We start from the raw sequence: 13621 nt of genomic DNA, 5'->3' as shown, positions 1-13621 counted from the left end.
GCAACTTTTTTCAGTCGGTTAAAGACAATAAAAATAGTATAAGATTTTGAAATTGAAGAGGTAAGCTTATCGATATTACGTAAAAATTATATTCGTTTACTTAAAACCTCAAAAACCACTATTTATTATTAAGCAGGTATTTTTTAAACGCTTCGAAGTCCTTGCCTAAAGAGGCAAAGGTACTTGCCTTATCTTCCAGCTCTTTTACCTGTTCAGGTATTACGATTTCCTGCGAAATATGTTTGGGTAATACGTCCGGAAATTTGCAGGGGTGAGCGGTCGAAAGAAAAACGCCGACCGCTTTACCGGTCGGCTGATCCTGCTGCCAGTCTTTTAGCGCCTGCCAGGCAATGGCAGTATGCGGGCAAACGATATATTTATAGCTGCTGAATATCTTTTCTATCGCCGCAGAAGTTTCGGCGTCATCGTAACTGAAACCGGTTATCATGGCCGGTAATTTTTCCGGGGCATCTTTGAACATATCCTGTATCCGCACCCAGTTACTTGGGTTGCCCACGTCCATCGCGTTCGAGATGGTTTGTACCGATGGTTTGGGTTGATATAAACCCGATCTTAAAAATTCAGGCACTGTGTCGTTGGCATTGGTGGCAGCGATAAAGTGCTCAACAGGCAGCCCCATTTTCCAGGCCAGGATGCCCGCGCCAAGGTTGCCAAAGTTGCCGCTCGGTACCGAGAAGACAACTTTGCTTTTCCCCTCTTTCAGCAATTGGGCATAAGCATTAAAATAATAGAAGGTCTGTGGTATCAGCCTGGCAATATTGATGGAATTGGCCGATGTAAGCCTGAATTCGCTGTTCAGTTCATCATCTGTAAAGGCCTGTTTAACCAGTGCCTGGCAGTCGTCAAAGGTGCCGTCAATCTCGATTGCACGAACGTTTTGGCCATGGGTGGTCAGTTGCAGTTCCTGTACGCCGCTAACCTTCCCTTTAGGATAAAGGATGGTTACCCTTGTTCCCGAAACGCCTAAAAAACCAAGCGCCACGGCTCCGCCCGTATCGCCCGAAGTTGCAACCAACACATCCAGAGTTTTTTCGCCCTTCTCTAAAAAGTAGCTCATCACGCGGCTCATGAACCGTGCGCCAAAATCCTTAAACGCTAACGAAGGGCCATGGAAAAGCTCCAGCACATATACGTTTTCTTCCAGCTCAACTACCGGCGCATAAAAATTGATGGCATCTTCGATGATGTTCTTCAGGTCATTTTCGGGTATATCGTCCCGCAATAAATTTTTCGATATATGAAAAGCGATCTCAGGCAGGGTATAACCGTCAAGGTTATTCAAAAATTTATCATCAAGGCGCGGAATGGAAACGGGCATATAAAGACCCTTATCCTGCGGCATACTATTGAATACGGCCTCTTTGAAAGAAACCTGGTTGTTGGTATTATTGGTACTGTATAATTTCATGCTGATTTCGGAATTCGGATGTTCAAATTTATTTCTATATGTCATTGCGAGCGCAGCGCGGCAATCTCTTTGGCAGCCAGGCGATGAGGTTGCTTCATCGTTCTCCTCGCAATGACAAAGTCTTATTTAACCTATTACCCTCGGCCCGGCATCATTGATAGTTGATACATAGGCGTTAGAATTAATTTTTATAGAGGTTAGATGCTGCTGCAGTTTTTGGGTGATCTTCCGGGCGGTCTCTTCATCTTTGGTAAAAGAGAACACTGAAGGCCCCGAGCCGGAAATACCAAAACTTACGGCACCCAATTCCATTGCCATTTCGCGCATCTTGTAAAAATCAGGTATCAGCATGGAACGTACAGGTTCAACCAGTATATCTTTCATACTACGACCAATCAGGTCAATATCATTCATGAACAACCCGCTCACCAGTCCGGCGATATTACCCCACTGAGTTACGGCATCCTTCATCTGTATCTTATTGCGGATGATCTGCCTGGCCTCGCGGGTGGGTACATCCACATCAGGGAACACGATAGCACAATACAGCCCTTTTGGATGCGGTAGTTTGATCACATCCAACGGATCGTAACTGCGGATCAATATAAATCCCCCCAGCAACGCCGGTGCCACATTGTCCGCATGTCCGTGCCCGCAGGCCATCTCTTCTCCTTTACGGGCGAAGGGTAAAAGCTGTGCGGCATCGGTTTCATCTTCCAATAATGTTTTAGCAGCAAACAAACCCGCCACGGTACTGGCTGAACTTGACCCTAAACCGCTTCCTATTGGCATTTTTTTGTTCAATTCGATATCAAAGCCGACATCATTCCGGCCAATGTGTCTCAGGTAGTGTTCCACACTAACGCTTACCGTATTTTTCCCCGGATCGAGCGGCAGGCGGCCATTGTCGCCTGTTATTTTGCTGATGGTTATTCCGGGCTTATCCGTTAGGCGCATGACCACTTCGTCGCCTGGTTCGTTCACAGCAAAGCCGAGCACATCAAAACCACATACCACGTTAGCGACAGTCGCGGGGGCGAATACTTTTATTGAATTTTCCATTTATATTTTTCAGACCGGAGTCTATTAAAGAAACAATTTAAACGTCTCTCCCTTTTGGGAGAGATTTAGAGAGGGGCCTAGTTCGCTCCAACATTTATCAAATCAGCAAATACACCTGCGGCGGTTACTTCGGCGCCTGCGCCGGGGCCTTTTACTACCAGCGGCCGGTCCTTGTAACGGTCGGTAGTGAAGGAAATAATATTATCACTGCCGGACATCATGTAAAAAGGATGATTTTCATCCACCAATTGCAAAGTGATAGAGGCTTTGCCATCCTCCAGCTTGCCGATATAACGCAAGGCTTTGCCTTCCGCCTCGGCCTGTTGTTTCATGATGGTAAAATAGGCATCTTCTTCCCGCAATGCCTTGTAAAAATCTTCAACGGTTTCAGCCTCCAAACAGCTTTTGGGCAGCATACTTTCAATGTGAACATCACTCGCTTCCATCTCGTAACCCGCGTCTCGGGCCAGTATCAGCATTTTCCGCATAAAATCGGTGCCCTTCAGATCATCGCGGGGGTCGGGTTCGGTATAACCCTTATCCTGCGCCAGCTTAACCACGTCGTGGAAATTAGCATTGCCTTTAAAATGATTAAAAATGAAGGAGATGGTACCCGATAGTATCGCCTCGATGCGCTTTACCCGGTCGCCGCTGCTCATCAGATCTTTCAGCGTACGGATAATTGGTAATCCTGCGCCTACATTTGTCTCGTAAAAAAAGTCTACCCCATGCTGACGGGCAGTGTCCCTGAAAGTTTTGTATTGATCATAAGAGGCCGAATTGCCGATCTTATTACAGGTAACCACGGATATGTTCGACTTGAAAATATCTTCATAAAACTCTACCGGCTGCGGGCTTGCGGTATTGTCAATAAATACGCAGTTAGGCAGGTTCATTTCCTTCATTTGTTTGATAAAACCGGACAGATCGGCTTTTTGGGTTGAAGCCTGCAATTCATCCTGCCATTTATCTAAGGACAAGCCGTCCGCATTAAAAAGCATTTTCCTGGTGTTGCTGATGCCGGCTATTTTAACCTGTATACCGTTATTTTGTTGCAAATGCCCGCTGTGCTGATTTAGCTGGTCGAAAAGCGTAGTGCCTATATTACCGGTTCCCAAACAGAAAGCATGCAGGGTTTTATTTAGCTGCACAAAGAAGGCGTCGTGCACCGCATTAAGGGCCTTAGCCAAATCGGCTTTTGAAATGATAACTGAGATATTGTATTCAGACGAACCCTGTGCTATGGCCCTTACATTCACCCCGTTGCGGCCCAGCGCATGGAACAGTTTGCCGGATATGCCAGGGGTTTGCTTCATATTTTCGCCCACTATTGCCAGGATAGCTAAACCTTTTTCTATTTCCGGCTCGTCCAGTTTATTAGCACCAAGTTCCAATTCAAACTCCTGACCGATGACACGTTTTGCTTTTTCAGCATCATTGGGGCTAACCGCGAAGGTTATGCTGTGTTCAGATGAAGATTGGGTGATGAGAATAATATTGATCTGTTCGCGCGCCAGCAACGAAAACAAGCGTCCGCTGAAACCCGACTTACCAACCATGCCGCTGCCTTCCACATTGATGATACTGATATCATTAATGGAGGATATTCCCTTTATCGGCAGGTTCGACGGCTGGCAATCGTGCTGGATAACAGTTCCTTCAAAATCAACATCAAAAGTGTTTTTGATAACGATGGGGATCTTTTTCATGAAAGCCGGTATCATGGTCGGCGGATAGATCACCTTTGCGCCAAAGTAGGATAGCTCCATAGCTTCGGTATAAGTAAGTTCAGGCAATGAGAATGCCTTTTTAACCATGCGCGGGTCGGCAGTCATCATCCCGTTTACGTCAGTCCATATTTGTATCTCAGCCGCATTTAAAGCCGAGCCGAAAATAGCCGCGGTGTAATCGCTTCCACCACGACCAAGGGTTGTTATCTGCCCTGCATCATTCGAGGCAATAAAACCAGTAACAAAAAGCATCTTACCTGGATTCTCCTTTACAAAACCCCTGATCAGCAATTCCGTCAGTTCCATATTTACTTTGGCGTTGCCAAATTCGCTATCGGTTTTGATCAGTTCAGCAGCATCCACAAACGACGATTCGGAAAAATACTGCGCTGCCATTTTGCTGATCATCAGTGTCGAACAGCGTTCGCCGTAGCTTAATATCAGGTCGCGCGTTTTGGGGGTAAGTTCGCGTAAGGTCGATACCCCCTGCAGCAGTTCTTCCAGGTGGTTGAAGTTGATCTTAAGCCTTGTAAAAGCGGGATTCTGGTGCTGAACAGCAAGCAATGTTCGCACCATTTCAAAATGCCGGGTTTCCAGTTCGGCTAACTGGGCAGTAAAATCTTCACCAATTGCTGCCTTTTCGGCCATAGCCGATAACAGGTTGGTTACGCCGCTCATTGCTGAAAGAACCACTACCGGGTTTTCGCCCGACCGATGCTCCTTTTTCAAAATATCGATAACAGTGCTGATGCTTTGCGCCGAACCGACGGAGGTGCCTCCGAATTTTAGTATCTTCATTTTCGTATTAAATAAAAGCGCCTTCCCCTGTCGGAGGAAGGCGCTTTGCTGGTTTCTTTCTATTGTTTACACCATACAATCATCTTCCTCCAGGTATAATCCCTGTAGTTGTGGTGGTTGTTGTTATGGTGCTGTTAATTATCATTCTCTTATTTATTACAGTCGGTTTTTATCATTCCTGTAATGTCTGTAAAGTAAGTAGATATTTTTTTAATATGCAAATAGTATTTTCTTTTTAATACGTCCCGGTTAGCAAGCAGGTTACATGGTATTCCATCGCCCTGCCAAATTTAATTACCTTTGCTGCCTCAATGGAGGGTCTCGTAACTAAATCGACAGGAAGCTGGTACCAGGTGCAAACACCCGGCGGGCAGCGCTTCGACTGCCGGATAAAGGGCATCTTCCGTACCAAAGGCATCACGACGACCAATCCCATTGCCGTGGGCGACCAGGTTGATTTTGAGATGGAACCCGAACAGGATACCGGTGTTATTACCAAACTGCATCCGCGCAAAAACTATATTATCCGCAAGTCCATCAACCTGTCAAAGCAGGCGCAGATCATTGCTGCCAATCTCGACCAGGCGTTTTTGATCGTTACCCTGGCCTCGCCGCGTACCTCGCTTGGTTTTATAGATCGCTTTTTGGTGACAGCCGAGGCTTATGATATTCCAGCGTCGTTAATATTTAATAAGCTGGACCTGTTCAGCGATGAGGGTTTGGAGATATTGGCTGATTATAAAAGCATTTACGAGAATATCGGTTACCCATGTTATGAAGTATCCGCTTTGCAGGGAACAAACATCGATCATATTTCTGCTTTGATAACGGATAAAGTAACTCTGTTCTCCGGGCATTCCGGGGTGGGTAAGTCAAGCCTGATCAATGTGTTGCTTCCCGACCTGAAATTGCGTACTACCGAAATATCCGAATGGCACGATAAAGGCATGCACACCACCACCTTTGCCGAGATGTTCGAATTGCCGCAGGGAGGATATATTATCGATACTCCTGGCATCCGCGAATTGGGTATTATTGATATAGAAAAAAATGAACTGAGCCACTTTTTCCCCGAAATGCGCGCGCGAATGAACCAATGCCGTTTTAATAGCTGCCGCCACATCAATGAACCGGGCTGCGCTGTAATCAAAGCAGTTGAAAACGGCGAGATCGAATTATCGCGCTATGAAAGCTATTTGAGCATTTATCATGGGAATGATACAAGGGCGTAATGATCAACGCGGTACAAGCACTATAGCATAACCGCGCGAGTTACCATAGCCAAGTTCGGCTGTTACACCATTTTTCCAATAAGCCGCCTGGTAACTAACATTATATCCTGTTACATATACATCGGTATCATTTACGGCAATACCATAGGCTTCAGAAATGGATAAGGCATTTATCTCCTCAGAGATCAATATGCTATTTGGGACTCTAACGGGTGCGCCATTTTTCCAGTAAATCGCTATCGGATAACCATTGTCATTTCGGGTACAGCCTGCTACATATACATCGTTGCCCTTAATTGTAAGCGCATTTGCACTAAAAGCCACGAATTGAGTTTCTGTAAGCTTCGCAGCAGTACCATTTTTCCAATAGAAAGCATCATTGCCTATATATCCCGCTACATATATATCTGTGCCGCTCACTGCCATAGCCGTTGCTCCAGAATAATATGGTGATTTATCCCCCAGGTTTGTGGCAATCCCATTTTTCCAGTAAGCAACGTTATATTTATTACCCGCAGTGATAATATATCCGGCCATATATACATCATTTCCGTTTAATACAATGGAATTTACCGCCGAGCCCATCAAATTATCAGGAAGATTTACAGCTATGCCATTCTTCCAATAAACCGCTGTTTTGACACTGTTGGAATTGATGTATCCCGCTACGTACACATCATTCCCATTCACCGCGATAGCATTAGCAACCGAGCCTGATAAATTATCCGGCAATTTGGTGAACACGCCATTCTTCCAATACGCAGCTGCTTGCCTATCATTTTTTTCCGCAATGAAACCGGCCACATACACATCGTTTCCGTTTACCGCTATAGCTTTTGCCTGCGAATTTGATGTTTCATGGTCAAGCTTGTTGAGCACGCTATTTTTCCAATAACATGCGTAAGACGTATTAGCACCCGCGGTTATATATCCCGCTACATAAACATCTACCTCTTTTTTTTCATGCTTTTGGGGGGAAGTGTCGTTTTTTTTACATGAAGCTATAGCCAGCAATAAAATTAAAGAGAGACAAAAAAGGTTTTTAGAATTCATATGGGTCGAAATGATAGGGTTTAATAGGTGTCAAGGCCTTAGCAGTTCATGTTGATTCAACACCTAACCAAATATATTGAAAATCCACCAGTAAATTTAGTCGCTTTAATTTATCTTGCCTCTTGATTCTACACGCATGCGAGCAGTATTACAACGCGTTACCCAGGCCAGTTGCACCGTTGACGAAAAGATCACTGGACACATTAAGGCCGGGTTCCTGGTGCTATTGGGCATCGAGGATGCCGACACTACCGAAGACCTGCAATGGCTGGCCCAAAAGATAGCTTCCATGCGGGTATTTAGCGATGAGAATGGTTTGATGAACAAAGCACTGGCTGATGTTGATGGCGATATTTTGCTCATTTCGCAATTCACCTTATTTGCTGCAACTAAGAAAGGGAACCGACCTGGATTTACCCGCGCCGCCCGGCCCGACAAAGCCATACCGATGTACGAGCAAATGATAAAAACGCTGGAGGAGATCACCGGTAAAAAAGTGGCTACGGGCATATTTGGTGCAGATATGAAGATATGTTTATTGAACGACGGGCCGGTAACCATCATCATGGACACAAAGGATAAGGATAATCATTAATCATATGGAGATAAAAGCTGCGCAGGAACTTGTCGACAACTGGATAAAAACCACCGGCATCCGTTATTTTAACGAGCTAACCAACACCGCTATATTGATGGAAGAGGTGGGCGAGGTGGCCCGCATTATGGCCAGGCAATATGGCGAGCAGTCATTCAAAAAATCAGATACAAAAGTAAGCCTGGCTGATGAAATGGCCGATGTGCTTTTTGTGCTGATCTGCCTGGCTAATCAAACAGGTATCGATCTGACCGAAGCATTTGAAAAAAATCTTCAAAAGAAAAGCATCCGCGATGCGGAAAGGCATAAGAATAACGAGAAGTTGAAATAACTACGGCAGCTTAACCAATTTTTCCCCATCCAAAACAGGAATGGCGGTTGTAATATCCACATTAAGGCAAAAGGCGATGTCTTTTTCGATACCCAGCTTTTTAAGGCGTTCACTATGCGAGGTTTTAGCAAGGTAACCGGGCAGATCATCTTTGGCGATTTGATACAAGTCGTTAGCAGCTATGGCAGGGTCGTCCAAAACAACATCCAGTGCCTTTAATTGTTCAATAACTGCGCCGGCAAAAATAGTATCTTCCAGGTTGAAGTTATTTTTCCATCCTGCGCAAACCAGCAGGATGTTTTCTTTTTGGGTTTTAAGCCAATCGGACAAGGCAGTAAGGTTGAGGAACGAGCCGATAACGATCTTTTTTGCCGAACGTGACAGGTGTAAAGCATGTGTACCATTAGTAGTGGTAAGCACCACTGTTTTTCCTGCGACTTTTTCTTTAGTATAGGAAAACGGCGAATTACCAAAATCAAAGCCTGCCACTACTTCGCCGTTGCGCTCGGCAGCCAGCAGGTAGTCGAGCCCCTTTTCCCGGTAAGCGGCGCATTCCTCTACTTCTGAAACCGGGATAATAGCTTCGGCACCATTATCAATGCCGTAACAGATAGAAGAAGTCGCCCGGAAAATGTCGATGATGACAACGATGTATTCTTCAACAGCATACAATGGTATTAAAGCAGGCGAGAGGCAGACGTGCAGATTGTTTGGCATTAGTCATTAGTCATTCGTCATTTGTTATTGGGCCATAACTAACGTTTAATGGCCAATACCTAATGACTATTTATAAAACGGCGGTTTTACAACCTGTGCCTTTATATTATTGTCGCGTATTTTGATGAATATTTCGGAACCTTCTTTGGCAAATTCATTTTTTACGTAGCCCATACCGATAGCTTTTTGCAGCGACGGCGATTGCGTGCCCGAGGTTACTCTACCAATGTTGTGGCCGTCTGCATCAACTATCTCATAATCGTGGCGGGGTATGCCGCGATCGATCATTTCAAAACCTACCAGCTTTTGTTTTGTACCTTCCCGCTTTTGTTGTTGCAAAGCTGCCGAATTGGTAAACTCCTTGCTGAACTTGGTTACCCAGCCCAGGCCTGCTTCAAGCGGCGACGTGGTATCATCAATATCATTTCCATAAAGGCAGAAACCCATTTCAAGGCGCAGCGTATCCCTCGCACCTAAACCTATCGGTTTAATACCGAATGGTTCACCTGCTTTAAAAACCGCATTCCAAACAAGTTCAGCATCTTTGTTATCAACGTATATCTCGAAACCGCCCGCGCCGGTGTAGCCAGTGGCTGATACCAGCACATTATCCACACCAGCAAATTTTCCTTTTTTGAAGGTATAGTATTCCATTGTTCCCAGGTCGATATCTGTCAGGCTTTGTAAGGCTTCTGCGGCCTTTGGGCCCTGTACGGCTAACAGCGATGTACGATCTGAAATATCCTTCATTTCAACACCCTCAGTGTTGTATTTTGATATCCAATTCCAGTCTTTTTCAATATTGGAGGCATTCACAACAAGCATATAAGTTTTCTCATCAATGCGGTAAACCAGCAGATCGTCTACAATACCACCATTCTCATTTGGCAAACAGGAATACTGTACTTTACCATCGTAAAGTTTTGACGCATCGTTACTGGTAACGCGCTGTATAAGATCAAGGGCCTTGTCGCCTTTTACAATAAATTCGCCCATGTGGCTTACGTCAAATACACCCACGCCTTTGCGCACGGTGTCGTGTTCAACGTTGATGCCGGCATATTGCACGGGCATATTATAACCGGCAAAGGGCACCATTTTGGCGCCCAGCTCCGTGTGTTTATGAGTTAAAGCTGTATTCTTCATACCTATCAATTGCTGACAAAAGTAATAATTTACTTGGTTGCAAACCGGTATCTTCAGCCTTTAACTTTACTTGTTTAAGATTATAAAGTCAATTATAGATTTTATTTGTTAACCGATGTGAAAACTTTCACATAATCAACATACATAGTGCCGCCCTGTATATTGGCCTCATTAATGTTGCTATAATATAAACCTCCGATCGGCAGGCTTAGCGAAATATGCTGAAGATTGCCAAAAAGTGATGCGATCTGGCCACCTTTTGTTTTGGTTTCCACAAGTTTGCCGTCTAAATAAGAATTTAGTGAGTCCTGGGTCCACTCCATTGTATAAACATGGTAGCACGATGAAAGGTCTTCAGTTGTGGGATTATATAAGATCCCGCCTGAAACAATGTTAGTACCTGCCGCAGGCCCGTAGGAATAGTCGGTAGCGTAAACCTTGGTATTATCACCCTGTACGGCAGCGCAATCGATCTCACCTGTGGTAGGCCACGCACCGTTTCCATAAGTATAAAACAGCGAGCTTAAACCATACCCTGAAGCCATTTTTATCCTGGCAACTATGCGTATTTTAGGCGTTGAATTGCTGGCCGAAAAAGTAGATTTACTTACTACCCATCCCGAAGAATAGTTAAATGATTGGGTAGTGTCGTTACCAACAGTCTTAGGACCTGATACCGTTCCCTTTTTAGCTGTTATTTGCAAAGCGCCATTCGCAATCTGCGCATTTGAAGGAGAGTATAATTGCAGCTCCTTGATCATCCCTCCATTAATAACGCCCCACTTTGAAAGATCGCCGTCAAATTCTTCGTCGAAAGTTTTCACCCAGCCATTATTGGTCAGGTCGGTATCGCTAAAGTCGTAATCGCAAGTTGCTGTTGCCGTAGCGGGATTGGTGTATTTACTGCCGGAGGTTTTCCCGGTTGAGCCTGTGTCGGCCGGTCCGTCAAGCTTTTTACAGCCATATATCATTGTTCCTGCTATCAGCATTGAAGCAATAAGGTTTATTTTGTTAATGCGTGCCATAAAGTATTTAATAAATTAATATTTAAATAGTAATACCCTGTGAAAGAATAAATGTTTTAAGTATAAAAATATTTATCTTCCAATTAATTATAGGATGCAGTTTATTTATTTAAAAGAAAATATTCTGGAGAAATTCTGAATTATTTAGTAAAATAAAACAACCCGGAACGTCGGGTGTTAAGCGATGAAATTACAGCAAAATATGGCCCTGCCGATGTATCTGAAACAACCTTTTGAAACAACCGCCGACCTGCCCGAAAAAACAATAGAAGACAGCTTAAGGTTGCTGATCATTCTTGTCGGAAAGCAGGAAGCATCCAGGATAAAATACGATATATTAAGGTCGATAAAAGACGAAAACAAGTTGATAGAAAACTAATAAACCCTCCTTTTATGCACTCGGCTGAAGCATTTAGAAAATATATGTCAAAGCATTTATGCGGGAAATATAATATACCTGCACTCGTGATAGAAACAAAAGGCGCTATCACAGTTTTATGTTGTTGCCCGGAGTTTACGGCTCAGCTAAAAACGCAAATGGAACCCCTATTGAAAAAAAGATATAAAGGACTGAATGTAACCTTCGTAACGGGGCACTTAGACTTTGTATAGCTTAACTCATTCTAATGTCCTGTATAAGTTCACCAGGTTGTTGGTTACCTTATCCACATCGTGCTGGTCCTCTATCAACCGCCGGGCGTTTATACCAACTGCCTTACAATAATCCTCATCGGCAATGCAACGGCGGATAGCTTTAAAAAATTCCTCCCGGTTGTTAGCGATCAGGATATTTACGCCGTTCTTGTAATTGATACCTTCAGCCCCTAATGAAGTGGAAATGATGCATTTTTGCATCGCCATCCCTTCGACAATTTTTACCCGCATACCACCTCCGGATAAAAGCGGAACGATCATGATCGATTTGCTGTTCACAAATTCTAATGCGTCATCTACTTCTCCCTGGATGAAAATCTTCCCCAAAACTTCATAATCGTCAAACTCCTCGGGAATATCGTTGCCAGCTACATAAAACTTTACCCGCAGATCATCGTTGGCGATATCGTTATGAAAGGCGTGCAAAAACCATTCTATCCCTTCGCGGTTCGGCGTCCAGTCGAGGGAGCCGAGAAAAAACAAGCTCGGGAATTCCGTTCTGCTGAAATCAGGCTTGTAATGCGACATTTCTACCCCTACCGGCACTACCTCCACCGGGATTTTAGCGCCGTAAAGCAACAAGGTGCTTTTATCCTGCGAAGTAAAAACAGCTATCGCGTCGAATTTATTTATTCGTTCTATCTCGTATTTTTTGATGCGGCGTGCCATTAGCCGGAGGTAGATCTTTTTGAAAGGGTCGCTTTTTTGCTGGGCCAGCCGTTCCCATATCTGGTGCTCGATGTTATGCGCCCGGTATATCAGTTTCGATCTGCAATTTCTTCGCACTGCGTCAACATAAGGCGCTACAAATAATCCTTCAAATTGTATGATGTCGTAATTACCATCACTTACTTCACTGATGAGCAGCCGTTCGAAATTCTGGTTGTAATACCGGTCGATATTATACGCTTTTTTGTTGAACGTGGTAAGAAATCCGTCTACCAGCGACATGCTGGTATCAATTTCGTAATAGCGATAGCTGATCTTGCTTAGTAACGCATCCGGCTCTTCCTCTTCGTGCCTGTGTTTTTTATCCTTTAACGACAGCAGGGAAATCTCATACCCCAGGTTTACCAATCCCCTTATGGTATTACATACCACAATGGGGTAGCCCCCATTTTGAGGGAACAGGACACGGTGTGTTAATATGAGAATCTTCAAGCGGACTTGCAGGTTTTAACAAATGTAAAGACGATAAAACCCTATTCAAAACATCTTTTCAGAAAATACGCAGTTGCGGCTCGGTTACCTGGAAAGTTTTACGGTGATATGGCGTAAACCCTATTTTCAGTATCGTTTGGCGGTGTTTAATAGTAGGGTAGCCTTTATTGCTGTGCCAGTCGTACTCGGGATGCTCGCCGGCAATTTTTTTCATAAAATCATCCCGGTAAGTTTTGGCCAAAACCGATGCTGCGGCTATACTAAGATATTTGCCGTCGCCTTCAACAATGCATTGGTGAGGGATCTCTTGATATTTATTGAACCGGTTACCATCGATGATCAAAAACTGGGGCTGCATTGAAAGCTGTTCTATGGCCCGGTGCATGGCTAAAAATGAGGCGTTAAGAATATTGATCGTATCGATCTCCTCATTTGTTACAGAAGCTATGGCGTAAGCCAGCGCCTTTTTTTGAATCTCATCGCGAAGTTTATAGCGAACATCTTCGGAAAGCTTTTTGGAATCGTTGAGTAGTTTGTGTTTGAACCTGGGCGGCAAAATAACCGCTGCTGCAAACACCGGTCCGGCAAGGCATCCGCGCCCGGCTTCGTCACAACCCGCTTCCAAATACTCCTGCTGATATCGCGCCAATAGCATGCAGCAAAAATAGTTGAATGTTCAACCGATTAA

Annotated in this window: 13 protein-coding genes; 4 read left to right on the top strand and 9 right to left on the bottom strand. The window is 44.4% G+C overall.

Annotated features, from left to right (window positions below; all coding sequences use genetic code 11):
* Positions 1-118: 118 nt before the first annotated feature.
* From thrC to thrA, 3 genes are all read right to left on the bottom strand, one after another.
* Positions 119-1429, bottom strand: coding sequence for a threonine synthase (gene thrC, locus VL525_RS13520; RefSeq protein WP_325387445.1), 1311 nt, complete (start codon positions 1427-1429; stop codon positions 119-121).
* 126 nt (positions 1430-1555) lie between these two features.
* Complete coding sequence (locus tag VL525_RS13515) at positions 1556-2491, bottom strand: homoserine kinase (protein WP_325387443.1); 936 nt, start codon at positions 2489-2491, stop codon at positions 1556-1558.
* 77 nt (positions 2492-2568) lie between these two features.
* Complete coding sequence (gene thrA / locus VL525_RS13510; RefSeq protein WP_325387441.1) at positions 2569-5019, bottom strand: bifunctional aspartate kinase/homoserine dehydrogenase I; 2451 nt, start codon at positions 5017-5019, stop codon at positions 2569-2571.
* A 311-nt stretch (positions 5020-5330) separates the two neighbouring features.
* On the opposite strand from thrA, the gene rsgA reads away from it, so the two are divergent.
* Entirely contained in the window at positions 5331-6251 is a 921-nt protein-coding gene (gene rsgA / locus VL525_RS13505; protein WP_325387439.1) for a ribosome small subunit-dependent GTPase A, read from the top strand.
* A 3-nt stretch (positions 6252-6254) separates the two neighbouring features.
* On the opposite strand, the gene VL525_RS13500 is transcribed toward rsgA, so the two are convergent.
* Complete coding sequence (locus tag VL525_RS13500) at positions 6255-7304, bottom strand: hypothetical protein (protein ID WP_325387437.1); 1050 nt, start codon at positions 7302-7304, stop codon at positions 6255-6257.
* A 136-nt stretch (positions 7305-7440) separates the two neighbouring features.
* Here VL525_RS13500 and dtd point away from each other — a divergent pair, with 136 nt between their 5' ends.
* Complete coding sequence (gene dtd, locus VL525_RS13495) at positions 7441-7899, top strand: D-aminoacyl-tRNA deacylase (protein WP_325387435.1); 459 nt, start codon at positions 7441-7443, stop codon at positions 7897-7899.
* Positions 7900-7903: 4 nt separating this feature from the next.
* Positions 7904-8230, top strand: coding sequence for a nucleotide pyrophosphohydrolase (locus tag VL525_RS13490; RefSeq protein ID WP_325387434.1), 327 nt, complete (start codon positions 7904-7906; stop codon positions 8228-8230).
* Here the strand turns inward: VL525_RS13490 and VL525_RS13485 are convergent, their stop codons facing one another.
* The 3 genes from VL525_RS13485 to VL525_RS13475 all read right to left on the bottom strand — a co-directional run bounded on the left by VL525_RS13485 (position 8231) and on the right by VL525_RS13475 (position 11118).
* Entirely contained in the window at positions 8231-8947 is a 717-nt protein-coding gene (locus VL525_RS13485; protein ID WP_325387432.1) for a 2-phosphosulfolactate phosphatase, read from the bottom strand.
* A gap of 66 nt (positions 8948-9013) precedes the next feature.
* The gene (gcvT, locus tag VL525_RS13480) at positions 9014-10093 is read right to left on the bottom strand and encodes a glycine cleavage system aminomethyltransferase GcvT (RefSeq protein WP_325387430.1); all 1080 of its coding nucleotides are present in this window, start codon (positions 10091-10093) and stop codon (positions 9014-9016) included.
* A gap of 101 nt (positions 10094-10194) precedes the next feature.
* Positions 10195-11118, bottom strand: coding sequence for a glycoside hydrolase family 16 protein (locus tag VL525_RS13475; protein WP_325387428.1), 924 nt, complete (start codon positions 11116-11118; stop codon positions 10195-10197).
* Between the two features lie 184 nt (positions 11119-11302).
* Between VL525_RS13475 and VL525_RS13470 the strand changes: the two genes are divergently transcribed.
* Complete coding sequence (locus VL525_RS13470; RefSeq protein WP_325387426.1) at positions 11303-11497, top strand: hypothetical protein; 195 nt, start codon at positions 11303-11305, stop codon at positions 11495-11497.
* Positions 11498-11736: 239 nt separating this feature from the next.
* On the opposite strand, the gene VL525_RS13465 is transcribed toward VL525_RS13470, so the two are convergent.
* Together VL525_RS13465 and VL525_RS13460 are read right to left on the bottom strand one after the other, a co-directional pair.
* A complete protein-coding gene (locus VL525_RS13465; protein ID WP_325387424.1) occupies positions 11737-12933 on the bottom strand; it encodes a glycosyltransferase family 4 protein in 1197 nt (398 codons plus the stop codon).
* 58 nt (positions 12934-12991) lie between these two features.
* Complete coding sequence (locus VL525_RS13460; RefSeq protein WP_325387422.1) at positions 12992-13588, bottom strand: ribonuclease HII; 597 nt, start codon at positions 13586-13588, stop codon at positions 12992-12994.
* Positions 13589-13621 lie beyond the last annotated feature (33 nt).

It is taken from the genome of Mucilaginibacter sp. (assembly GCF_035492695.1).
In the GTDB taxonomy this organism is placed as follows: Bacteria; Bacteroidota; Bacteroidia; order Sphingobacteriales; family Sphingobacteriaceae; genus Mucilaginibacter.
Note: the sequence above shows the minus strand (reverse complement) of the source record. Positions and strands in the feature narration are given on the sequence as shown.